15 protein-coding genes and 1 pseudogene are annotated in these 24502 nt (G+C 56.9%); all 16 read right to left on the bottom strand.

Translation table 11 applies throughout. The features are described 5' to 3' along the window. Positions 1-184: pseudogene (locus RTU96_RS06875) on the bottom strand (ribonuclease III); the annotation flags it as partial. Positions 185-466: 282 nt separating this feature from the next. Further along, positions 467-2098, bottom strand: coding sequence for a GH25 family lysozyme (locus tag RTU96_RS06880; protein ID WP_312635775.1), 1632 nt, complete (start codon positions 2096-2098; stop codon positions 467-469). A 358-nt stretch (positions 2099-2456) separates the two neighbouring features. Then, positions 2457-4730: an S-layer homology domain-containing protein gene (locus tag RTU96_RS06885; RefSeq protein ID WP_312635776.1), complete on the bottom strand. Its 2274-nt coding sequence runs from the start codon at positions 4728-4730 to the stop codon at positions 2457-2459. Positions 4731-4747: 17 nt separating this feature from the next. Beyond that, complete coding sequence (locus tag RTU96_RS06890) at positions 4748-6025, bottom strand: ABC transporter permease (RefSeq protein WP_312635779.1); 1278 nt, start codon at positions 6023-6025, stop codon at positions 4748-4750. Further along, on the bottom strand, positions 6022-6717 hold the full coding sequence (locus RTU96_RS06895; protein ID WP_312635782.1) for an ABC transporter ATP-binding protein: 696 nt from the start codon (positions 6715-6717) through the stop codon (positions 6022-6024). Before RTU96_RS06895 ends, RTU96_RS06890 begins: the two co-directional genes overlap by 4 nt. 5 nt (positions 6718-6722) lie before the next feature. Next, positions 6723-8435 (bottom strand): HlyD family efflux transporter periplasmic adaptor subunit, encoded by a 1713-nt coding sequence (locus RTU96_RS06900; RefSeq protein ID WP_312635783.1) that lies wholly within the window; start codon positions 8433-8435, stop codon positions 6723-6725. Positions 8436-8712: 277 nt separating this feature from the next. Further along, positions 8713-10728, bottom strand: a complete 2016-nt coding sequence (locus RTU96_RS06905) for a TRAP transporter permease (protein ID WP_397356603.1) — start codon at positions 10726-10728, stop codon at positions 8713-8715. 95 nt (positions 10729-10823) lie between these two features. Beyond that, positions 10824-11849, bottom strand: coding sequence for a TAXI family TRAP transporter solute-binding subunit (locus RTU96_RS06910; RefSeq protein WP_312635784.1), 1026 nt, complete (start codon positions 11847-11849; stop codon positions 10824-10826). A gap of 367 nt (positions 11850-12216) precedes the next feature. Continuing rightward, positions 12217-15630 (bottom strand): pyruvate carboxylase, encoded by a 3414-nt coding sequence (locus tag RTU96_RS06915; RefSeq protein WP_312635786.1) that lies wholly within the window; start codon positions 15628-15630, stop codon positions 12217-12219. A gap of 286 nt (positions 15631-15916) precedes the next feature. After that, positions 15917-17680 (bottom strand): threonine--tRNA ligase, encoded by a 1764-nt coding sequence (gene thrS, locus RTU96_RS06920; protein ID WP_312635788.1) that lies wholly within the window; start codon positions 17678-17680, stop codon positions 15917-15919. Positions 17681-18049: 369 nt separating this feature from the next. Further along, positions 18050-18739: a tRNA (N6-threonylcarbamoyladenosine(37)-N6)-methyltransferase TrmO gene (tsaA, locus tag RTU96_RS06925; RefSeq protein WP_312635789.1), complete on the bottom strand. Its 690-nt coding sequence runs from the start codon at positions 18737-18739 to the stop codon at positions 18050-18052. A gap of 73 nt (positions 18740-18812) precedes the next feature. Continuing rightward, positions 18813-19883, bottom strand: coding sequence for a hypothetical protein (locus RTU96_RS06930; protein ID WP_312635791.1), 1071 nt, complete (start codon positions 19881-19883; stop codon positions 18813-18815). 300 nt (positions 19884-20183) lie between these two features. Then, positions 20184-21005, bottom strand: a complete 822-nt coding sequence (locus RTU96_RS06935) for a 4Fe-4S binding protein (RefSeq protein ID WP_312635792.1) — start codon at positions 21003-21005, stop codon at positions 20184-20186. 36 nt (positions 21006-21041) lie between these two features. Continuing rightward, positions 21042-21251, bottom strand: a complete 210-nt coding sequence (locus RTU96_RS06940) for a hypothetical protein (protein WP_312611841.1) — start codon at positions 21249-21251, stop codon at positions 21042-21044. Between the two features lie 24 nt (positions 21252-21275). After that, positions 21276-23600 (bottom strand): ATP-dependent Clp protease ATP-binding subunit, encoded by a 2325-nt coding sequence (locus RTU96_RS06945; protein ID WP_312635793.1) that lies wholly within the window; start codon positions 23598-23600, stop codon positions 21276-21278. A gap of 75 nt (positions 23601-23675) precedes the next feature. Beyond that, positions 23676-24467, bottom strand: a complete 792-nt coding sequence (locus tag RTU96_RS06950) for a CvpA family protein (protein ID WP_312281216.1) — start codon at positions 24465-24467, stop codon at positions 23676-23678. Between the last annotated feature and the right edge of the window lie 35 nt (positions 24468-24502).

The raw sequence follows: 24502 nt of genomic DNA on the forward strand, positions 1-24502 counted from the left end.
GAGACTCCGCCCGGACAATGGCCACGGTGGCACGGTGCATTCCTTTGGCGGTGGCCTTTCCCCCGGCGCAGAGCCAAGAGCGGACCAGCAGCTCGAACACCGCATCCCCCACATGGGCAAGGCCGATACTGCTGACGGTCTGGAGCCGCCCCGTGGTCATACGAATTTCAAAATGATTTTCCATCTGCTCTCCTTAACGTAAAAAAGATTTGCAATTGTGCAAATCCCCATCTGTTTTCTGAATGATGCTATCACAGATAGAGAAAAAATTCAAGTCCCGCGGGAAGCAGCGCTGCGCCTGCTCCTTGGGCAGCAGGGTATGGACTGCGGGATCTGCTTTCTTCTCCGCAAAAGGCCCCTGAAAAAGCCGACTGGGGCAATCACTTTGGTTTTGGCGTTTTTTGCATAAAAAAGCGCAGGAGCGGCCCTCAGCCGCTCCTGCGCTTCTCATTTTTACTTCAAGCAATCAATTGGAAATAAACTGCAAATTGCAGTCCACGTTGCCCGCAAGACCCGCCACACAGCCCTTGCTGGTAAACTGCCAGTAGTCGGGCCGATAATAAAGCTGGGGATACAGCGCTGTGGATTCATTAGACTTATACTCCGGATACCAGACGGGGTAGCCGGACAGCACAGACAGATCGAATTTATTATAGGCTACATAGCTGCTGGTGTAGACCATGGCCCGATAGCCCGCCGCCTCAATGGTTTCGCTGAATGCCTTGGCGCAGGCCGTTGCCATCGCCGCGCTGGTTCCATACACCCGGTAGGTGCTGTCGTGCATCTCCCAGTCGTAGGCCACCGGGCCGGTCAAACTCCGTCCGCCAAGAAGGCTGATGATGTAATTAGCCTCCTCCACAGCCTCGGCCACCGTAATGGCCTGAGAGAAGAAGTAAACGCCGGTATCGATGCCCGCCGCCATGGCCCCGTCGATATTCCTCTCGTAAAACGCGTCCTTGTTCAGCGTGCCGGAGCCGGTGCCCCGGAAGCCAATCCGGACAAAGGCAAATTCCACGCCGTCGTTTCTGGCGGCGTTCCAGTCAATGTTGTTTCCGGAAATCGCGCGGTTTTGATAGGCGGAGACGTCGATTCCGAAGCGGGTGGTAAAGTCCGTTCCGCTGTACACCAGCCGCCCCGCGTCGTTCCAATAAAAGCTGCCCTGCCCAAAGGGATTTACAGGCACGCCGGAGAAATTTGGAATTTTTTTACCATTCCGGTCGGTGGTGTAGGTCCAGTTCAGGTCTGGAACATTCTCGGCCGGCACAGTGGTTTCAGGAACCTCCACGGGCGTGGTGGCATACTGGTCCACCGGAGCGCTACCCAAATTGCGAACGGCTCCGCTCAAGGTCACGTCCTGAAGCACCACACCGCCGGTCACGCCGGGGGCGATAATGAGGTCGCCCTTGATACTCATGTTTTGCAGCGTGGCGCCATCGGCGGCGTTCACCATCAGGGTCCCCGCGGAGTCGGCGGAATAATCTCCGCTTTTTTGAATGAGGGTATCAATCATATTGTTCAGCAGATTCACCAGCTCCGCCCGGGTGATCGGCTCCGTGGGGCGAAAGCGGTTGTCCGTCCCGACGTCGGTAATATAACCCCTCTCCGCCATGGCGCTGAGATAGCCTGTGGCGTAGATTTCAATGTCTCCCGCATCCGCATAGGTCAGCGCCGTTTGGGACTCGGTCAACTGAAAGGCCCGGCCCACCATGGTAACTGCCTGCTGGCGGGTAATGTTGGCGGTGAGGCGCGCCGCGCCATCGGTTCCCAGATACACCCCCGCCGCGTGAAGCCGCAGAATCGCGTCCTCCCAATAGGCCCCTTTGGTATCGTTGAAGGCCCCTGCCGGGGAACATGCCTGATACTGTAAAAAGCGGTTCAGAATCCCCGCAAACGCGCCCCGGGTAATGGGGTCGTCCGGGTGAAACGAGCCGTCCTCATAGCCGTTAAGCACACCGTACCGCTCGCTCCACTTTTCAATGGCGCTCTGCGCCCAGTGTCCGGCTGCGTCCGGAAACCCGGCGGCAGCCATGGGCTGCGTCAGCAGGGCGGCGGACAGCGCCAGCGCGGCGGCGGCGCGGTAAACACGAAATTTCGCCATAGGCTCTCCCTTCACACTCGTCGAAATCTGTCGAATCTAATTTTAAAAAAGAAGCTTCGGACCGGTTCGTACCGGCTCAAAGCCGTTTTTGCTTTTATCTGATGGAAAGAGGACACGGCGCGGGCGGCAAAGCCGTTCTCTTCGCCCGGATTGGCTCAAAATAAGCGGAGTCGTATTCCCATGGGACATCCAGATATTGCCTGTCCTCCCGGCTATTATAGCAAAGACTGTTTGCTCTGGTCAATCCATAATTTTATGTAAACTTTTCCAGCACCGTCAAATTTTCTATTGAAATTTGACGGTATAAAGAAGGGGGTCCGCCCGCGGGCGGACCCCCTCTTACAGGCTTTTGGGTCGGTTACTGAACCTCCACCACCCGGACATAGCCGGATTTGTCGGTATAGAGCGTAGCGGAGGTGGAGAAGCTACGGGCCTCATCCAGTGTAATCCATGTGCCGTTGGCCTTGTTATAGCACAGGACATCTGTGGGAACGGTATAGCTTCGCCCACTGATTGTAACAGAAGAAGCGTTGCTCCATGCGGCGTTGGAAATATTGGCATACTTAGTCAGCAGATAGACGGTGCCAAGCTGAGCGCTGTCCCTTATAATCTCCGCAGCCACCCAGTCACCGCTGTGAAGGGTCTTGTCCGCCAGCAGATTGAAGGGGCCAAGCTGGGTGCCGAACCCTGTCAAAATGGAAACGGAGGTAAGTGAATAGCCGTTCGGATTTCCAAGAGGATCCTCAGTGCTAACCGTGTTGAACTGCAAGCGACCGAATCGGTAATCACCACTGGAAAGACTGGATACGAGAATTAGGTCGATCTGTCCGGCCCAGTTGGTTCGGCAGGAGACAATACCGGAGGAGGCCACCCGCGTGGCCGAAATTTTATCCACTGCCACAGCCTGAAGACCGGAAGACGTCGTTTGAAAAATTGCCACGTTAGCCGCCAGCAGCTTATTTCCAATTTTACGGGCAGATACATCCCAATCTCCAGGAACGTTGCCGATCATCCGGGAAACGGAAACTTTCCCTTTCTGGTCGGAAGCCACCGAAACAAGCTGGTTTTTCAGCTTATCCAGCGCGTCACCGGTAACGGTCAAAGTTCCTTTGATCTCAAGGCCGGACAGCAACCGCACGCTGCTGCCGTTGAGAATTCCCACAGCATTGCCCGAAATACCCTTCGTACCCGCCTCCACAGCGCCCGCCACCTGATTATCCTCGGTGAGCAGCAGCGTAATGGCGCTGCCCAGTTTTAGCTTAGACATGGTGTCCGTCGCGGTCGGCATAACGGAAAATTCCGTCCCCATCAGCGTAATCTTACTGGGGTTTGTGAGATTGGGCGAAGCGTTTTCATACACACCCGTAATGCGGGTGTCGCACACCCGGATAGCGTTGGTAGCCGGGCTGTAAATAGCCACGTCATAAGGGCGCATATCACCTGCCGTGGCCGCACCGCCGTTTTTATAAATAGAGTAGCGGCTGTTTCCGCCGGCAAGATCACTGAAGCCCGATGTAGACCCCTTCTCGTAAACCACCACCGCCGTGGATGCCGTGGCGCTGACGCCAGCAAAGATATATTCCACTGTGCCGCTGCCGCCAATATACAATGTCAAAGAAGTGCCCGGATTCAGCCAAGTGTAGCCGGTTTCCCAGGTCTTCTGCTCTCCGTTCACTACCATAGCCGTATCGCCCTTGATTGTAAAGCTCTCGCCGGAGGCGGTGGTGAGCTTAACCGCAGTGCCGGAGGCAAAAACCACAGTGCGGCTGGAACCGGCAATCTCCGGAACAAAGGTCATGACCTTTCCCGCTTTGTTCAGAAGAAGGATCCCCTTCATTCCGTTCATCGCGCCGGTGGAAACCTTGCCTCCCGCGATGGAGTAAGAGGTGGAATTGCCCAGCCGCATGGCGGTGTCGCTGCCGTCGGGCGCGGTGGCGCTGGAGGTGGTAAGCATTCCCTCCACGGAGCTGGCGGCAATGGAAGTGCCGTAGGACCCTCCACCTTTCGCGTCACTGCGCAGAAGATTCACAAAGAGCCGTGCCGCCGTCGCACGGGTAAGGGGCACAGAAGCGGCGGTGCTCACCCCGTCGGTAAGCCCCACGGTGGACGCTGCAGCCATGTAGCCGTCCGGCCAGATGCCGCCCATGTCGGCATCGGTATAGCCCAGCAGCCGCATCAGAATGGTAACAGCCTGACCCACGGTGACCACCCGCTCAGGATGAAATTTTCCATCCATAAAGCCCTTGATAATGGAATTGTCCGTCTTGTCCTCACCAGTGGCGCCCCGACCTGCGTCGGACGCCAGATTGATGTAGGGCGCGGCCCAATGAGAGGGCTTCACATCTGGAAACACCGTGACGGTGCGGTAACGGCTGAGCTGGCTCTCTCCGTCTTTGATCACAAAGGTGGCCATTTTACAGAACTGGGCGCGGGTGACCTGCCCTTCCGGGCTAAAGGTTCCGCCGCCGTATCCGTCCATGGCACCCAGCAGCCGCAGGCATTCTGCCGCCACGGCGGTGGTGTGGTCACTGATATCGCTGAAGCTCACCGTCGTGGATGCGGAGGCAGGCAGCGTCAACAGCGACGCAGTCATGCACACGGCAAGCAATAGGGATAAGATTCGTCTCTTCATTCTCTGCTTCTCCTTCTTTATTCCGCCCGCAGCGCTTCTACAGGCTGGAGCTTGGAGGCCTTCGCCGCCGGATAAATACCGAACAAAATGCCCAGCGCCACAGACAGGACAAACGCCCCCACGGTAATATCCACCGAGGGCCAGATATCCATTTGCATCAGCAGCTTTCCGGCAATCCTGCTCCCCAGCGTACCGATCAGAATACCGATGATGCCACCGATTCCGCAGATCATGGCGGCTTCAATCAGAAACTGGGTAACGATGGATTGGCGCTCCGCACCGATGGCCCGGCGAATGCCGATTTCCCGGGTTCGCTCGGTGACGGTTACCAGCATGATGTTCATAATGCCGATGCCGCCCACCAGCAGGCTGATGGCAGCGATGCCGCCCATCACCAGACTCATCATCATGGCGTATTCGTTGCTGCTCTGCTGCCACTGGTTTTCACTCTGGGCCTGATACCAGCCTTTTTCATTGTTCTGACCCATCAATCCCGTCAGAAATCCAATAATACGGGAGGTCGCCTCCACCGCCGCGTCGGCGCTCTTTGCCTTCACAGAAAATTCGCTCATCTGAGTGTCTGGCGCCAGAGTCCGGCTGACGGTATAGGGGAACACAATCACATTGTCCATAGACCAGCGGCTGTCCGCATCCTTTTCCTTATAGACGCCCACCACGGTAAAGGGCAGGCCGTTGACCTGCATCTCTTTTCCCACCGGGTCCACGTAATTGAAAAAGGTCTGTGCCGCCCGCGCTCCCAAGACACAGACCTGCTTATAGTCCTTGATATCCAGTAAAGACAAGTCCCTGCCCTTTTCCAACTGAAAGTTGTTGCAAATTGCATACTGGTCACTGCCAAAGTAAAGCGTAGGGGGCATTTCAGTGTTCTGGCTGCCGCCCCCGCCGCCGTCACTGGACACCGACACTCCGCCGCCCATATATCTCATTCCACCGTCTCCGCCCATTTTACTGCTGTTTTTGGTTCCGTAAACCACAGTAGCGGAAAACTGACTGTTGGGCGTCACGCCGTCTACATACTCACTCAATTGCGAACAGAAATCGTACAAATCCTGAAACACATCCTGCCCGTTGTTGTAGCTGGCATAGACGGTGATCTTGTTGGTGCCCATGGCCGCCATCATTTCCATGCTCTTCTGGTTGGACCCATTGATAACGGAGACAATGGTCATGACGGAGGCAATGCCGATGATGATGCCAAGCATCGTCAGTGCGGACCGGCCCTTGTTTCCCAAAATAGATTTCAGCGCCATTTTCAGCGCCTGCCCAATTTTCATAGCCAATCCACCTCCTGGGGACGGTCTTCAATCTTCTTTCCGTCCGTCAGGCGCACCACCCGGCGGGCCGTAGCGGCAATGCCGTTGTCGTGGGTGATGAGGATGACAGTGCTGCCGTCCTTATTAAGCTGCTGAAGAAATTTCAGCACTTCGCTTCCCGTGTGGGAATCCAGTGCGCCGGTGGGCTCGTCGGCCATCACGATAGGGGGCTTTGTTGAGATGGCTCGTGCGATGGCAACCCGCTGCTGCTGACCGCCGGACATCTCCGATGGTTTGTGCTTGGTGCGGTCCGCAAGACCCACCTTCTCCAGCGCCTCCAAGGCAAGCACCCGGCGCTTTTCCAGCCCGATGCCTTGATAAATCAAGGGCAGTTCCACATTTTCCAGCACACTGAGGTTTTGCACCAGATTGTACTGCTGGAAAATAAAACCAATCTGCTTATTGCGGATGTGGCTGAGTTCTTTATCGCTGAGTTCCCTTACGTTCACCCCGTCCAGCAGATAGTCACCTCTGGTGGGAACGTCGAGACAGCCCAGCACGTTCATCATGGTGGACTTTCCCGAGCCAGACTGGCCCACGATGGCCACAAACTCTCCCCGCTCAATGTTCAGGGAAACTCCATCCAGCGCTCGGACCTCGCTTTCAAGGCTCTCCGCATAGATTTTATAAACTTCCTTCAATTCGATCAGCATGGGCCTTACCATCCATAGGAGTTTTCCATCTGTGTGGTAGTGAATACAACGGTACCCTCTTCCACGCCGGACTTAATCTCCACGTTATAGTTGTCGGAAATGCCGATTTCCACCGGCACCGGATAGTATCCCTCCGGGACACCGTCCACGGGGACTGCCAGCTCCGCGGCGTTCTCTGGAGCCTTCGACGCTTTAATGAAAACCACGTAGCCGGAAGAACCGTCCACAAACTGGGCGTTTTTCACGCTCTGGATGGGCAGCGTCAGGCAGTTGTCATTCTGGCTGGCCACCAGAGAATAGGTGACGTTGCTGCCGCTCATGAGCGAACCGTCAAGGTTGTCCACAGAAACCACCATGGGATAGGCCGCCACGCCGTTTGTCACCTTGCTGTTGAGACTGACGGATTGCACCATTCCCATAAACGGGGTTCCCCACTGGTCCAGATCCACCGACATTCCAGCCTTTACATAGCCGATGTTCCGCTCGTCTACCGTGGCGTCAATCAGGATGGTGGTGGTGTCGGCAATGGAAATAACCGTGGTATTTGCAGCAACCTCCTCCCCGGTAGTAAGCGCAAGCCCCATCACCGTTCCATCGATGGGAGCCACGGCGCTGCAGTTATCCAGATTCTCCTGGGCGGTTTTCAGCGTCTTCTGCGCATCCGTCAGGCTTTGCTCCAAAGAGAACAGCTCGTTCTCGCTATTTTCACCGTCAATCTGTACCAGCACCTTTCCGGGGGTCACGTCCAGATAGTCCAGCAGCCCGGTAGATACAATCGTTCCGTTGACGGTGGTCTTCAAATCAATAATGCGGTTGTATTCCAGCTTCCCGGCCTCATAGGGATACACGCTTTCGCCCCCCGCCGTAAGCACGGCGGAGGCAACCATATCCCCGGTCAGCGTGCCGGGATTCTTGATGGAAAACTCCACCTCGAACAGCCGGGCGCCCTCCGGAGAAATCCGATCCACCATATGTACTGCGGAGACGGTGCCGGTGACATTCCCCATCAGCGCGGGAATGGATACGTCGGCAGTCTGCCCCACCCGGATGTCGCCCTCATAGGCGTAGCTGTAATACTGCTGAAGCTTCATGGTACGGTCGTCCACCAGCGTGGCCACCTTTGTGCCCTTGCTGATATCCTCGCCTACGTTCAGCTTCACGATGTCCTTCAGCTTCCCAGCGAAGGGCGGGGTCAGATTCAAGCCCGCAATATCTTTCTGCATGGCGTTGAGCTGCTTCTGAAAGCCGTCCACATCCTTCCGGGCCTTCTCCACAGCGGTACGGGCAGTTTCGGAATCAATCACAAAGAGCGGCGTTCCCGCCGTGACCTGCTGTCCCTCAGTGACAAAAACTTCCTGCACGGTGCCGGAGGTGGTCAGGGTGATGGTTTTGCTCTCTTTGGCCTTGGTGATGCCGCTGCCCTGCACGGTGGAGGTGATGGAATTGTATGTCACCGTATCCTCTACCACCGCTGCCTCCGCCTGCGCGCCGCCCCCCAGGAGCTTTGACAGCGCAATTACCACAACCAAAGTCACACCGCCGATGATTCCCCAGCGGATCAGCTTCTTTTTCTGCTTTGGCGTCATAGGCGGGCGTTTTGGCTTCTCCTTACCCGCCGAAACCTCGCCTGCGGGTACGCTTTCACTCCCAGACACCGAGGCTTCAACCTCTTCCGGTGCTGCCTCCCCGCTTTTTATCGGATCTTTCACTTCTGCCATTTGCCGTTCCTTTCCCACAGAGCCGCCTGTGACAAAAAATAACTGTATCAATCAGGTTAATACAGTATGACGCGCAAATCAACAACAAAACAGTTACAGTTCAGGTATCCGGCTGTTTTCAAGACTGATCTGCCGCCCGCAGTTTCTTACATTATTTATATGACGCGGGACCGATCAAAAAAGTTTCCGAAAATCAGCTTTTTTTGCGCTTTTACGTTTGCATGAAAAAGGCCCCGCCGATGAACGGCGGGGCCTTTCCAATAGAAGGTTTACGCGATCAGGCAATTGTGGCCTGGTCCTTCTTGGCCGAGAAGCGCTGATAGGCAACCAGCGCAGCCATAATCGCAAGGCCCGAGACGTCCGTCACCGTTCCGGGAATCATCATTCCCAGACCGCCAAGGACAAACAGGATGCGCAGCAGCCAGTTGATCTTCTTGTACAGGAATCCGCCAAGGCCCGCCGCAATACCGAACATACCCAACAGGGCGGTAATCACGATAATCACCATGTCATACCACTGGGCGTCAATTCCCAGCATCACGGGGCTGAAGGCAAAGATATAGGGCACAACGAACGCCGCGATAGCCAGCCTCGTTGCATTGACTCCGGTTTTCATGGGGTTGCCCTTTGCAATGGCCGCGCCTGCATAGGCCGCCAGCGCCACGGGAGGCGTAATGTCCGCCACAATGCCGAAGTAGAACACGAAGAAGTGGGCCACCATGATGGGGAAGCCCATCTGCACCAGAATCGGCGCGCAGGTGGAGGCCATGATGCAGTAGTTTGCCGTGGTGGGAACGCCCATGCCCAGAATGATACAGGCAATCATGGTCAGGAACAGGGCGATCAGCGGGATACCCATGGACGCGGCCAGAATGCCGCCCAGCAGCTTGGACGCAAGGCCGGTAACGGTGATACAGCCGGCGATCATACCCGCCATGGCACAGGCCACGGCAACGGTAATCACGTTTTTGCCGCCGTTCTCCAGCGCATCAATAATCTTGGTAAGATTCAGCCGCTCGTCCTTATTGATAAAGCCCACCACAATGGCGATGAGGATGGCCACAGCGGCGGAGAATTGCATGGTGTAGGTGTTGGTGGACACCAACACCACCAGAATCACCAGCGGCAGCAGCAGATACATCTTCTTCATCAGAAGGCCGATTTTGGGCAGCTCATTCTTGGGAATACCCCGCAGGCCCAGACGCTTTGCCTCCAGATGGACGGCAATGTAGATACCAGCGAAATACAAAAACGCGGGAAGAATTGCCCGCAGGGCAACCTGCGCATAGCTCACGCCGATATACTCCGACATCAAGAATGCGGCAGCACCCATGATGGGGGGCATAATCTGTCCGCCGGTAGAGGACGCAGCCTCCACCGCACCGGCAAATTCCGGCGCATAGCCGGTCTTTTTCATCATCGGGATGGTGACGGAGCCGGTGGTAACCGTATTGCCAACGGAGGAGCCGGACACCATGCCGCACAGCGCGGAGGAAATGACCGCCACCTTGGCGGGACCACCGGCGGCAGCGCCGCAAAGGGAATTTGCAACCTGAATAAAAAAGTTTGCGATGCCCGTCCGCTCCAAGAATGCGCCGAAGATAATGAACACCACGATATACTTGGCACAGACGTTAATGGGCGTGGACATAATGCCGGAGGAGGTATAGAACAGGGTGTAGATCACCCGGCGAATGACCATATAGCCCGTCGCGTTGGGGGTTTGGAACATATTATAAAAAGTGTAGATCAGAAGGAGGCTCAACACAACGAGGATGGGGAGGCCGACGCTTCGGCGGCACAGCTCCATCAGAGCCACAATCGCGACCAGACCCAGCACGATCATATACGGCTCGATTCTGGCGGAAAGCTTGATGATCTGCACGGCGTTGGCTGCATAATAGAAGAACGGCAGGGAGCCGCACAGCATTAAAATCAAATCGTACCAAGGCAGGCTGTTGACTTTCACACTGCCCTTCTTCGCGGGATAGGTCAGATATCCCATAATGGCAATCAGACCCACAAAAATGGTCAGCCGCTTTTCCGGCATGGCATTGCTGAATAAGGTCACCCAAATGCTGTATACCGAGAACGTCACCATCAGCCAGCGGATTACCCGTTTGGGCATGCCCTCCCAGACCCGGACGTTGGATTCACGGTCATACTTTTTCATAACGGCTTCAACGTCCGCCGCAGTGCCCACATCCACATTCTGAGGGATGTTCATGGCAGAGGTATCCTCTAAAGGACGTTCCTGATTCTCGTCCCCGGATTTGTCTTTAAATAAACTCATACCTTCTCCTTAACTCATGAGGTAAATACAGAAAGCAACCGCGGCGGGCGGATGCCCGCCGCGGCCACTTGCATCTAAATGCTGATTTCCGATGTTTACTTCGTGGGAACGGTGATGCCCTTCTCGGCAAAATACTTGGCAGCGCCGGGATGATAGGGAACGGAGGTCACGGAAGCGGCAAACTCCACGTTCAGCTCAGTGCCCTTGGCATGCTGGGCGGAGATAGCGTCCAGATTCTCAAAGATGGTGGAAACAAACTCATAGATGGCCTGCTCGCTCACATCGTCGCGGGCAACAACCACGGCGCCGACGGCCACGGTCTTGGTATCCACGTCCAGCCCCTCATAGGTGCCGGCGGGGATGGTGTACTCGGTGTAATAGGGAGAGGTTTCCAGAAGCTTTGCAATGTGCGCATCATCCAGACTCACCAGATACACGCTCTTGGCGGTGGCCAGAGAGGTGATGGCGGTGGTGGGGGCGCCAGCCACGACGAAAGCCGCGTCCAGCTTGCCGTCCTGCAGCGCATCGGCACTGTCGCCGAAGCCCTGATAGGTGGGGTTGATGTCCTGCTCGGTCAGATCATAAGCGCCCAAGAGGTCCATCGCGTTGTAGAACACGCCGGAACCGGCGGCACCAATGGAGACGTTTTTGCCCTTCAGGTCGGCAACGGTCTTGATGTCGGGGTTGGTGGTAACGATCTGCACCTGCTCCATGTAGAGGTTGGCCACGGTGGAGATGTCGGAAACAGCGCCGGTCTCGGCAAACAGGTTGGTGCCCGCATACGCATAAGACATGACGTCGGACTGGACAAAGCCCAACTGAGCCGCGCCGTCCTGCAGGTTCTCAATGTTGTTCTGAGAGCCGCCGGACTCGATGGCGACAACGCTCATGCCGGTATTGCTGGTGACATACTGGCTCAGCACGCCGCCAAAGGCATAGTATGTACCCTGAGAGCCGCCGGTAGAGAAGGTCAGGGAATCCGTGGCGCCGGCGGCTGCACCGGAGGAAGCGGCTCCGCTGCCGGAACCCGCAGGAGGAGTGGTCCCTCCATTATTTCCGCAGCCGGAGAGGACAGAGGCCATCATCAAAGTGGCCAGGAAAAGAGACATTAGTTTTTTCATCGCAATACTCCTTTTCTTTCATTCAATCTGCTCGGGACTTGTTATATTGTAGCGTAATAATTGGAAAGTTTCAACATGCTTTTCGGCGATTTGTGCAAATTTTTTTCAAGACTATGAATTTTTCCTTGCAAAACGCCAAATTTATTCTTGCATGACTACAATTAAAATGCAGGCAATATTTTGCCGGCATCCCTTTTCTTTATAAAAAATTTATAAAAAATTCATAAAAATAAAGAAATATGTGTAAAAATGATGAAAATAAATGCAGGACGGGACGCGAAAAAATTTTTTCGCGTCCCGTCCAATTTCTTCAAAATGCCAGGAATCTTCTTTGTGCATTTTGACTGTTTTTGCCGCTATCGAACCGTTATCGTATGGTCAAAAGCAGTTGTCCGCCCTTCACAGTCTCTCCTTCGGCCACCTGAACAGCCTCCACCGTGCCCGCCATGCGGGCAGTGATGGCGGTTTCCATCTTCATGGCCTCAATGGTAATGAGGGTCTGGTTCACCTCGACGGCGTCCCCCGCCTTCACCTGCACCTTGCTCACTGCGCCGGGAATAGACGCGCCCACCTGACTCTTGTCCTCCGGGTCGGCCATGGGAACCTTGACGATGCTCTTCTGGGCCTCCGCGTCGGGAACCTGCACGTCCCGGCGGATGCCGTTCAGCTCAAAGCTGACGGTGCGCATCCCCTCTCTGTCCACCTCGCCAAGGCCGAGATACTTAATCATCAGAGTCTTGCCGTCGGCAATGTTGACCTTGTGCGTCTCCCCCACGGCCAAACCGTGGAAAAACACATGGCTGCCCAGACGGGTGACGTAGCCATACTCCTTCTGATCCCGCTTATAGTCCCGATAAACCTTGGGATACAGGCAATAGGAGATGACGGACCGGTCGGCGGGCTCGGGGTCGAATTCCAGCATTTCCTTGCGCACCGCCTCAAAGTCCACCGGCTTCAAAAGCTCGCCGGGGCGGCAGGTAACAGCCTTCTTCCCTTTCAAAACCACCTTTTGCAAATCCTTGGGGAAGCCCCATGCGGGCTGGCCCATCATGCCGGAGAAATAGCTCACCGCGCTGTCGGGGAAGGCGAGGTTCGCGCCCTTTTCCACGATGTTTTCCGGCGTCAGGCCGTTCTGGGTCATAAAGATAGCCATGTCGCCTACCATTTTGCTGGAGGGCGTCACCTTTACAATGTCGCCCAGAATGTCGTTGACCTTCCGATAGTTCTCCTTCACGTCCCGGAACCGGTCGCCCAGTCCCAGAGATTCCACCTGCGGCTTGAGGTTGGTATACTGCCCACCGGGAATCTCATAGCGGTAAATATCGGTGGCGGGGCATTTAATGTCCGCCTCAAAGGAATCGTACCGGGTGCGCACGTCCTCCCAATAGTCCGTCAGGTACTGGAGCCGCTCCAAATCCATGCCGGTGTCCCGCTCGGTGCCCTGAAGCGCGGCAACCACGGCGTTCAGGGACGGCTGGCTGGTAAGCGAGCTCATGGAGGAAATGGCAAGGTCCGCCACATCCACGCCAGCCTCCGCCGCCATCAGCACCGCGGCCACCTGATTACCGGAGGTGTTGTGGGTATGAAGCTGAATGGGAATGCCAATCTCCTGCTTCAGCTCGGAAACCAGCTTTTTGGCGGCGTAGGGCTTCAGCAGGCCCGCCATATCCTTGATGGCCAGCATATGTGCGCCCCGCTTTTCAAGCTCCTTTGCCAGATTGATATAATACTTTAAGGTATACTTGTCCCGGGCCGGGTCCAGAATGTCCCCGGTGTAGCACACGGCGGCCTGACAGAGCTTGCCCTGCTTCAGCACCTCGTCCATGGCCACTTCCATGCCGGGAATCCAGTTCAGAGAGTCGAACACCCGGAACACATCCACGCCGTTGATGGCGGCCTGCCGCACAAACTCCCGGATGACATTGTCGGGATAGTTGGTATAACCCACGGCGTTTGCGCCCCGCAGCAGCATTTGCAGCAGCAGGTTGGGGGCCTTTTCCCGAATCATGTTCAGCCGCTCCCACGGGGATTCGTGGAGGAAGCGGTAGGCCACGTCAAAGGTTGCGCCGCCCCAGCACTCCAGAGAAAACGCGTCCGCCTCAATTTCAGAGGTGGCCTCCATGCTCTTCACAATGTCCCGCGTGCGCACGCGGGTGGCAAGCAGAGACTGGTGAGCATCTCGGGTGGTGGTGTCGCAGATCAGCAGTTTTTTCTGCTCCAGCACCCATTTGGCAACGGCTTCCGGGCCTTTGGCATCCAACATCTGCTTTAATCCGTCGGGCCGCTCCCCGGTGACAGGGGGATAGCGGGGGTCTTCGTAGAGCTTCTGGGGACCCTGCTCCTTCACCACGATGTTGGCGATGTATTTCAGCATCTTGGTGGCCCGGTCCTGCCCCTCGTCCAGCTCGAACAGGCTGGGGGCTTCGTCGATATACTTGGTGTGGCAGCCGCCCGCGCGGAACACCTCGTCATGGAGAATGTTCAGAATAAAGGCAAGGTTGGTTTTCACGCCCCGGACGTGCACCTCCCGCACGGCGCGGATGGCCTTGCGGCACACGCCCTCGAAGGTGGAATCCCAAGTGGTGACCTTCACCAGCAGGGAATCATAATAAGGAGAGATCACCGCACCGGCATAGGCGTTTCCGTCCAGCCGCACGCCAAAGCCGCCGCCGGAGCGGTAGGCAGTGATTTTTCCGGTGTCGGGGGCAAAGCCGTTGGCCGGGTCCTCAGTGGTGACGCGGCACTGGATGGCGTATCCGTTCCGATGCACGTCGGCCTGTTTTTTGATGCCGATGCGGGGGTCGCTGAGGGGGCAGCCCTGTGCAATCAAAATTTGAGAGCGCACAAGGTCCACGCCGGTAACCATTTCGGTGACGGTGTGCTCCACCTGAATGCGGGGGTTCATCTCAATGAAGTAGTGATGCCCCTCCTTGTCCACCAGAAACTCCAGCGTTCCAGCGTTGGTATAGCCCACCCGCTTGGCGATTTTCACCGCGTCGTCATACAGCGCCCTGCGCACCTCCTCTGATACGGAGAACGCGGGGGTGAACTCCACCACCTTCTGATAGCGCCGCTGAAGAGAGCAGTCCCGCTCGTAGAGATGGACCACATTTCCATGCTCGTCGCCCAGCACCTGAATCTCAATGTGCTTGGGCTGAACCAGAAACTTTTCCATGAAGATGTCGTCGTTGCCAAAAGCCTTTTTGGCCTCGGACTTCACAAGGTCGTAGTTAACGCCCACTTCCTCCACGGTGTCGCACCGGCGCATACCCCGCCCGCCGCCGCCGGCGGCGGCTTTGAGAATCACAGGGAAGCCAAACTCCATGGCAAGTTTCTGGGCTACCTGCCGGTCAGGAATCGGGTCCTTGGTCCCGGGTGTGGTCGACACGCCGCACTCAATGGCCAGCGCCTTGGCGGACAGCTTGTCGCCCATCATATCCAGCACCTTGGAATTGGGCCCGATAAACTTGATTCCCGCTTCCTCACAGGCCCGGGCAAAATCGCCGTTCTCGCTCAAAAAGCCATAGCCGGGATGGATCGCGTCCGCCCCGTGCTTTTTGGCCAGCTCAATGATGCGGGGAATGTCCAGATACGCCCCCAGAGGGCTTTCGTTCTCCCCGATGAGATAGGATTCGTCCGCCGCCGTGCGGAACAGGCCGTACATATCCTCGTTGGAATAGATGGCAATGGTCTGCAAGCCCAGATCGTGACACGCGCGGAACACGCGCATGGCAATTTCACCGCGGTTTGCCACCAGCACCTTTTTAAATTCTCTGCCCATGGTTTTCCTTCCTTCCCTCCGCGCACCTCAGGCGCGGGACGGCTTTTTCCATTCTGAAAACGCCGCGAGCCGCTGCGCGTCCGCAAATTTTTATTTGATTCAGTATACTACCCCGTAAAGCTCCGCCGCAACGAAAATCCGGCGGTTTCTTTCATTTCGGAAAACGCCACAGCTTTTGCGTAAATTTTTCGTCCGTTTCCGGCAGTTTCTACAAAGCGCTTCGTATCCCCCTGATTTTCCAGAACGCCGCGTCCGCAAACCGGACGCGGCGTTCTTCTCAATTTCCTTACTTGGCGGCTCTGCTGTCCACCAATTCCTTTAGCTGCGCAGTAAACGCCTCCAACGACATCACGCCAAGGTCGCCGTCGGCCCGGTGACGAACCGCCACCTGACCGCTTTCTGCCTCCTTGTCGCCCACCACCAGCATGAAGGGGTCCTTCTCCAGTTGGGCCTCGCGGATTTTTTTGCCGATTTTTTCGTTCCGCAGGTCCACCTCTACCCGGAAGCCCTGCGCCTCCAGCGTGGCGGCCACCTGCTTCGCGTACTCGTCCGCCCGCTGGGTAATGGTAAGAATCTTCACCTGCACGGGGCTGAGCCAAGTGGGGAACGCACCGGCAAAATGCTCGATAATGACACCGATAAACCGCTCGATAGAGCCCAGCACCACACGGTGGATCATGACGGGACGGTGCTTCTGGCCATCCTCACCCACATATTCAAGATCAAAACGTTCGGGCATCTGCATATCAAGCTGAATCGTGCCGCACTGCCAGGTCCGGCCCAGCGAGTCCGCCAGATGGAAGTCCAGCTTCGGGCCGTAGAAGGCTCCGTCGCCCTCGTTGATGACGTATTCCTTGCCCATGTGCTCGATGGCCTTTTTCAGCGTCTCGGTGGCATAGTCCCAGGTTTCCTTCTCACCGATGTGATCCTCCGGCATGGTGGAAACCTCGATCTGATAGCTCAGTCCAAAGACGGAGTACACCTCGTCAAACAGGCGAACCACGTTTTGGATTTCGGCCTCCATCTGATCCCATGTCATAAAGATATGAGCGTCGTCCTGCGTGAAGCAGCGGACGCGGAACAGACCGTGCAGCGCGCCGGAAAGTTCGTGTCGGTGAACTAAACCCAGCTCAGCCATACGCAGCGGCAAATCACGGTAGGAGTGAGGCTCGGTCTTGTAAACCAGCATACCGCCCGGGCAGTTCATGGGCTTGACGGCGTAATCCTCGCCGTCGATGACGGTGGTATACATATTGTTTTTATAATGGTCCCAGTGGCCGGAGCGATGCCACAGTTCCTGATTTAAAATAATGGGGGAAGAAATTTCCACATAGCCGTATTTCTTATGAACCTGACGCCAGTAGTCCAGCAGAGTATTGCGCAGGACCATGCCCTTAGGCAGGAAGAAGGGAAAACCGGGGCCTTCGTCCATCAGTGCAAACAGGCCCAGCTCCTTACCAAGCTTGCGGTGGTCCCGGCGCTTGGCCTCTTCAATGCGCTCCAGATATGCGTCTAGTTCCTCCTTTTTGGGGAAAGCGATGCCGTAAATCCGCTGAAGGGTCTGGCGGTTGGAGTCACCCCGCCAATAGGCGGCGTTGCAGGCGGTGAGCTTGATGGCATTGCCCTTGATGCGTCCGGTGGAGTCCAGATGGGGGCCGGCGCACAGGTCGATAAACTCGCCCTGCTTATAGAAGGAGATCACCGCGTCCTCCGGCAGGTCGTTGATCAATTCCACCTTATAAGGTTCGCCCTTTTCCTCCATAAACTTGATGGCATCATGCCGGGGCATCTCAGAGCGCTCCAGCTTCAGCTTTTCCTTGCAGATTTTCCGCATCTCGGCCTCAATCTGCTCCATCATCTCAGGAGTGAAGGGGACGGGAGAATCCAGATCGTAATAAAAGCCCTCATCGATGGAGGGGCCGATGGCCAGCTTCACCTCGGGATACAGGCGCTTCACCGCCTGCGCCATCACGTGGGAGCAGGTGTGCCAATAGGTTTTGCGGTAGGCCGGGTCTTCAAAGGTAAACTGCTTCTCATTTGCTTCAGACATTTCAATTCCTCCTCAAATTGGGGCCGGGACGGCACGCGGACGCGCCGCCGGAGATTTTTGACGACAAAAAATCTCACCCCTGAAAAATCAGGGGTGAGATACGAATTCGTATTCCACGGTTCCACCCTGCTTGCGCCAAAACAGACGCCGCTCGTGTCCTCTGTAACGGGAGGTCCCGTCCCGTTCTACTTAGGTTTCCCCTTTCGGCGGGCGGCTCCAAGGCGGTGTCGCTTCGGTTCCGGCAAGGGCCGCTTGCAGCAAGCGCGGCCCCTCTCTGGTGTCTTTCCCGAACGATGTCCTTTTCCAAGCCTTTTGGTATGATTATTGCTAATATAGCACCTGAAATTGTGTCTGTCAAGCCGCCGTGTGTTAATTTTTTATGACAGAGAGCACCGTAAGCCGGTTCCCGTCCACGGTGAATTTCACCTCGGCCCCGGCAAAGCCGAAGCCGTACACCCGTCCCGGATCGTCTTGATAGGCGGGCCGGGGATCCTCGGCCAAAACGCCCATCAGGGCTGCCCTGCTCCCTTCCGGGAGAAGTTCCAGCGCCTCCGGCGGGCACTCCACCGTCAGCTTCCGCTCCGGGGCGGAAGGTGCAAAGCCGCCCGTGGCCTCCGGGTGGGCGTCCACATAGGGGACATAGGGCTTGATGTCCAAGATCGGCGTGCCGTCCATCAAATCGGCTCCCGCCACCCGGAGAATGCAGCCGTCAGCCCCGCTCTCCTCAATGCCCAGCAGCTTTACGCAGGAAAGGCCAATCGGATTGGGGCGAAAGGGCGACCGTGTGGCAAACACGCCCATGCGGGTGTTTCCCCCCAGCCGGGGCGGCCGCACCGTGGGCGACCAGCCCTCCCGCACAGATTCGGAAAACTGCCAGATCAGCCACAGGTGGGAAAAGCCCTCCAGCCCCCGCAACGCATCGGGGTTGCGGTACTCCGGGAGAAATACCACGCGGCTCTCCAGCTCTTCCACCAATCCGCTCTGGCGGGGAACGCCAAATTTTGTTTGAAAATCGCTTTGAATACGGGCGATAAATTTTACGGAAAAGCCGTCTTCCACAGAACCACTTCCCTTTCCTTCGTAAATCTCTTGTCGTATTAAGTATAGCGGACATCTGCCGCTTTTGCAACACTTACCGGCGGCTCTGCCAGCTTAAAAGCCGTCCCGTTTCAATAGCTGCCAGCGCCCGGACACCGTCGAAGTCCACATAGGGGTTGTAAATCGCCTCCAACACATCGTGAGTGTCCTTGGCGTCCCGCAGGGCGGAGACGGCTTCTTCCCGCAGGGAGGCGGACATTCTCCGCAGCAGCCGCTCTCTCCCCCTCTCCTCCGTCCGGGTCAACGCGTCCAGACGGATGCGGCGGAAGGGATTTCCCTCGTACTCCATTCCGGGCCGGGAGGTGACGAAGCCAAGTCCCAGACCGGGAATCAACAAATGCTCCAGCCGTCCCGGCTCTTCGGGAGACGGGCAGGCAATCGTGTCCCAGCCTTGGTCCGACGCAGTCTTGCGCAGCCGTTCCAAAAGCGGGCCCGCCAACTCCCAGCGGTCTGCCAGTTCATAGACCTTGGGACAAAGAGCCTCTACGCTGTCAAACCGCCATACGGTCCCCCGGAAGGTAACCCCGCCCAAAAAGCGCCAATCCGTCTTGCCGGACTGATTTCCCTTTTTGCGCAGCTCCCGTGCAATAATCCCGTCCAACCGCCTGTTTGCCCGCTGGAGGTCAAAACATCGCCCCGCATCCGTCACCGTCTCCAGCTCCACTTCCCGCGCCGCCTTCAGGCAGCGGTAAGCCCCAGCCACAGCTTCCTTGTTTTTCCGAATCAGGGTCACGATTTCTTCCCGAGCGGCCTTTGCCGCCGTCAGGTCGTAGAACCGGCCCAAATCCACAATTCGCTCCACCGCCGCCGCATAGCGGGGCTCCATGGTGTGGGGCGGCGTACCGTCCACCGCCGCGCAGCCCATGTCAGGCAGGTAAATTCCGTCCAGCGAATCCGGGTCGCCGCTGCACCAAAGATACTCCACCCGCTCTCCGGCCCCCTCCATTGCCTCTCCCAACATTCTTAAAAACGTGGATTTTCCAACACCGGGGCCCCCTTTTAAAATCATCAGGTCATATGTATCTTCTCCGACCAAGCGGTCAAACAGGCTTTGAAATCCGGCTCCGCCATTGGCGCCGAGAAAAAAATTGGTTACAGTAGCCATATTGTCTCCTCCAAATCTGTTCTCATCCACAGATTATGCGGAAACAGCCTGACCCGACACAAAATCAATCCGCTTCCTGATCGGAAGCGGATTCACCCAAAAAGAGATAAAAAAATCCCAGCTTCGCCCTACGCTGAAAAACAAAAATACTCAGCCAATACCCAGCAAATCCGGCTGCTCAGGAGAATGCAAAGCGACAAACTTCGTTTGCCGGAACAGGGCTTTCTTCCCCGGTGAAGCCAAGGCTTCTACAAAAAACGGACGCGCGGCGATTGTATCGCCGCGCGTCGGAAAGACTTTTTATAAAAACAGCGCACTTTCCGCCGGTCGGGTATAATTCTCCTCCAGCATGGCCTTGTGAGACAAAAACGCCGGATCATCAAAATATTTCGCATCCAGCGGACACTTTGTGACGCAGGCCTGACACTTGATGCATGTCCCCGGAACACTGGCCACATTTTTCGGGTCGATGGCTCCCATGGGGCAGACGGCGGCGCACACGCCGCACTGAGAGCACTTCTTCATATCCGTCACGGGCTTTGCCTTCAGGAACTTGGCAGGCTGACCGTCGGTTCCCAGCGGCGTGTAATAGGGCGCGGCAGGGTCGCCGGACACCTGCACGGGGGCAGGCGTCTCCGCCAGCAACAAAAGCTTTTCCGCAACCTTTTTGCCGAAATCTTCTGCCTGATCCAAGTCCTGCGCATTGGGCCGACCGTGGGCCAGTTCGGTTGCAAAGGCATGCTGCCCCACGAAGGCAGCGGCGGACACGGTGTGGAAGCCGTGGGCCTCCAACTCCGCACACAGCTCCGCCAGCGCGTTGTCAAAGCTCCGGTTACCAAACAGGACCACCGGCACGGCCAGCGCACCGTTGCCCGTCAGCTTGCTCTGGAAATAGGGCAAAATCTTGTTGGGAACGCGCCCCGCATAGGTGGGCGTGGCCACGATTACCAAGTCGCTTGGCGTAAAGGAAATTTCCTTTGCACGCGTCATAGGAAGAGAAATATTCGTAACCGTCACCGGTTTTCCCAGCTTATACGCCGCCCCTTTGGCCACAGCCATCGCCACCTTTTCGGTGGAGCCTGTGGCGCTGAAATAAACCACCCGTACTCTCTGGATCGCCATATCCATTTTCCCCCTTGTTCTGTTTTCAAACCGCTCTTAAAGCGAAAAGTCCTCTTCCCTCAGCCGCGCCGTCTCCAAGGCCGCAGGCCGGGGCGGAACCCTTTTCAGCGGGTCGTACCGGAAGCTGCGGCAACTGCCCTCCACGGGGACGATTCCCCGCTTCACGCAGGCCACGTCCCGCTCATTGATCTGCGCGCCCCGCAGACAATAAGCACACCGGGGATCGATGTCCTTACGAAACAGCACGAAAGTCACCTCACTTTACAGCCCTTAAAGAGCCTCAATTTTAATTCCTTCGTCCTCCACCGTGGCCTTAATTTGAGACACGGGATGCTCGTAGCTGTCAATCATCTTGGCCGCCATGGGGTCCTCCAGTTCTTTCTGGATAGTGCGGCGCAGATTCCGCGCGCCATAGGTGATGGAATAGGATTTGCGGGTAAGGTACGCCAGCAGTTCGTCGCCATATGTCAGCGTCACACCTTTTTCCTTCAGGGAAGCGGTCAGCTCCTCCAGCATGATGCGGGCGATGGACTGGAAATTCTCCTCGCTGAGGCGGTTAAAGCAGATCACCTCGTCCACCCGGTTGATGAACTCGGGGCGGAGGAACTGCTCCAGCCCCTTCATGGCCTTGGCCCTGTCCTGCTGTCCGGCAGTGCGGTCAAAGCCCACCGTCCCCTCCTTGGTGGCACTGCCTGCGTTGGAGGTCATGACGATGACAGTATTTTCAAAGTTGACCTTCCGCCCGTGGGCATCGGTGATTTCTCCGTCGTCCAAAATCTGCAGTAGAATGTTCAGCACGTCCGGATGCGCCTTCTCAATTTCGTCGAAGAGGACCACGGCATAGGGCTTCCGGCGGATTTTCTCCGTAAGCTGGCCCGCCTCGTCATAGCCCACATAGCCGGGTGGGGACCCCACAATGCGGGAGACGGAGTGCTTTTCCATAAATTCGGACATGTCCAGACGAATCAGAGAATCCGGCGTGTTGAACAGGTCTGTGGCCAGTTGCTTCACCAGCTCTGTTTTGCCCACGCCGGTGGGGCCGACAAAAATGAAGCTAACGGGCTTGCGCTTGGGGCTGATGCCCACCCGGTTCCGCCGCACGGCGGCGGTGACGGCCTCCACGGCCTCGTCCTGCCCCACGATGTGGGTTTTCAAACGGCTGGAAAGCTGGCTCAGACGCTGGAACTCCTGCTCCCGAATGCGGGAGGCGGGAATTTTCGTCCACAGCTCAATGACGTGGGCCAGATTTTCCATGGCCAGCAACGGGTCGCCCTTATCCAAAAGGACTTGCAGCTCCGTCCCAAGCTTGGCCTGTTTGCTTTTCAAAAGGGCCATCCGGGCATAATCCGGCTCAGCCCCCTCCTCGGCGGCCAACTCCTCCAGCATGGCGGTTTCCTTTTCATAATCGTCCAGTTCCCGCTGAATTTCCATGCGGCGGGAAATGTCCGGGTCTTTCAGATTCAAATCGGAGCAGGCCTCGTCAATGAGGTCAATGGCCTTGTCCGGCAAAAACCGGTCGGTAATATACCGCTCGGAGAGCAGCACCGCCTGACGCAGAATCCCGTCGGAGAGCTTCACGCCGTGGAACGTCTCATACTTGGGGGCCAGTCCCTTCAAAATCTGAATAGAGTCCTCCAAAGACGGCTCACTCACCGTCACAGGCTGAAAACGACGCTCCAATGCGGTGTCTTTTTCAATGGACTTGCGGTATTCGGTGAAGGTGGTGGCGCCGATCACCTGAATCTCGCCCCGGGACAGGGCGGGCTTTAGGATATTGGCAGCGTTCATGCTGCCCTCGGCGTCTCCCGCGCCCACGATGGTGTGCACCTCGTCGATCATGAGGATAATGTTCCCCAGCCGTTTCACCTCGTCGATAAGCCCCTTCATCCGGGACTCGAACTGGCCACGGAACTGGGTTCCCGCCACCAAGGCGGTCAAATCCAGCAGGTAGACTTCCTTATCCCGCAGCTTGAAGGGCACCTTCCCATCCGCGATGCGCTGGGAAAGCCCCTCGGCAATGGCGGTTTTACCAACGCCCGGTTCGCCGATCAGGCAGGGGTTGTTCTTCTGGCGGCGATTGAGAATCTGAATCACGCGCTCGATCTCCTGCTCCCGCCCGATGACCGGGTCCAGCTTGCCGGACTTGGCACGCTCCGTCAGGTTCAGGCAGTAGCTCTCTAGAAATTTGCGCTTTTTGTCGCCCTTGTGCTCCCGATCCCGGTCCGCGCGGGCAGAGCCACCGGAGGGCTGCTCGTCGCCCCGAGGGGACTCGCCGTTGTTAAACAGCCGGTTCAAAAACGGGAAGGTGGCGGTTTTCCCCTCCTCCTCCTCGGGCTCGGGCTCGGCTGTCTCGCCCTTAGGCAGGTCCTCTACGTTCTCCACGCCGTCAAAGGCCTGAAGCATCTCGTTGTTCAGGGTTTCCAGATCATCGTCGGAAATCCCCATCCGCTTCATCATATCATCCACCTGCGGAAGCCCCAGATCCTTGGCGCAGCGCAGGCACAGGCCCTCGTTTACCGTGTTGTCCCCGTCCAGACGGGAAATGAACACCACGGCCACATTTTTTTTGCATCTTGAGCAAAGTTTCGGTTGCATTGTATACCTCCAGAATTACAGTGGATGTCCGGAATCCCGCGCAGGCTGCGCCGACGTGCGGAAAACCGGGTTAGCTCAGTAGAAAAGCAGGTCCAGCGGACCGTTGGAGACAAAAAAGCGCAATAAATGGGTTTGGGCCACCGTCTCTGCGTCAAAAGAGACGCGGGTGCTGCGCAGCAGCCAGACAAGCAGAAAAATCAGCAGCGCCCCCTGAAGTAACCCGATGAGCGCGCCGCCCAGCCCGTTGATAAAGTGGATGCCCGGCAGCTTTGTCGCCACATCCAGCGCCTTTGCCACCAAATGAAGCAGCAACAGCAGCGCCACGAAGGACAGGGCGAAAATCAGCATGTATACGAAGGATTCCGTCACACTGTCCGCCACCGCCATCGCCAGAGAAACGCCGGTTTCCCGAACCTTTTCCGCCGCTTTATCCGACAGGGACTTTGTCAGCGTGTCATCCCAGCCCATCAGCCGCAGCAATTCTCCCGCCTGTATGCGAAGCAGGGAGCTGTCCTCCCCGCCGCTTCCGGCGGCAGACGACCCGCTGCCGATGCTCTCCGTAGGAAGCTCCGGCTGCACCGGAGTCACGGCCTCGCTCCCCTCCGGGGACAGGCCCTCCGCCTGTGAGGATGCGCCGCCGCTCATTGCGTCGTCTACTCTCTGTGAAATGGCGGACTCAATCACAGGCCGAAGCAAATCCACAGCCATGGGCGTCAGCTCCCGAGCCGCAAAGGTGGCCCCCGTCAAAGCGAGAACCACAATCACCAACCCCACCACAGAGCGAAACAGGCCCCGCCACGCGCCGTAAATCAAAAAGCCCAGCAGCAAAGCCGCGAGAATACAGTCTATTATAACAGCAGTTTTCAACTTTGCCTACCTCTTCACTCGTAAATAATTTGTGA

This window comes from Oscillibacter sp. (assembly GCF_032018205.1).
Lineage (GTDB): Bacteria > Bacillota > Clostridia > Oscillospirales > Oscillospiraceae > Oscillibacter.

Excerpts from the sequence above, each read along its gene's own strand:
- RTU96_RS06880 (WP_312635775.1), bottom strand. The coding sequence starts at position 2,098 with ATGGCGAAATTTCGTGTTTACCGCGCCGCCGCCGCGCTGGCGCTGTCC.
- RTU96_RS06885 (WP_312635776.1), bottom strand. The coding sequence starts at position 4,730 with ATGAAGAGACGAATCTTATCCCTATTGCTTGCCGTGTGCATGACTGCG.
- RTU96_RS06890 (WP_312635779.1), bottom strand. The coding sequence starts at position 6,025 with ATGAAAATTGGGCAGGCGCTGAAAATGGCGCTGAAATCTATTTTGGGA.
- RTU96_RS06895 (WP_312635782.1), bottom strand. The coding sequence starts at position 6,717 with ATGCTGATCGAATTGAAGGAAGTTTATAAAATCTATGCGGAGAGCCTT.
- RTU96_RS06900 (WP_312635783.1), bottom strand. The coding sequence starts at position 8,435 with ATGGCAGAAGTGAAAGATCCGATAAAAAGCGGGGAGGCAGCACCGGAA.
- RTU96_RS06905 (WP_397356603.1), bottom strand. The coding sequence starts at position 10,728 with ATGAGTTTATTTAAAGACAAATCCGGGGACGAGAATCAGGAACGTCCT.
- RTU96_RS06910 (WP_312635784.1), bottom strand. The coding sequence starts at position 11,849 with ATGAAAAAACTAATGTCTCTTTTCCTGGCCACTTTGATGATGGCCTCT.
- RTU96_RS06915 (WP_312635786.1), bottom strand. The coding sequence starts at position 15,630 with ATGGGCAGAGAATTTAAAAAGGTGCTGGTGGCAAACCGCGGTGAAATT.
- thrS (WP_312635788.1), bottom strand. The coding sequence starts at position 17,680 with ATGTCTGAAGCAAATGAGAAGCAGTTTACCTTTGAAGACCCGGCCTAC.
- RTU96_RS06930 (WP_312635791.1), bottom strand. The coding sequence starts at position 19,883 with ATGGCTACTGTAACCAATTTTTTTCTCGGCGCCAATGGCGGAGCCGGA.
- RTU96_RS06935 (WP_312635792.1), bottom strand. The coding sequence starts at position 21,005 with ATGGCGATCCAGAGAGTACGGGTGGTTTATTTCAGCGCCACAGGCTCC.
- RTU96_RS06945 (WP_312635793.1), bottom strand. The coding sequence starts at position 23,600 with ATGCAACCGAAACTTTGCTCAAGATGCAAAAAAAATGTGGCCGTGGTG.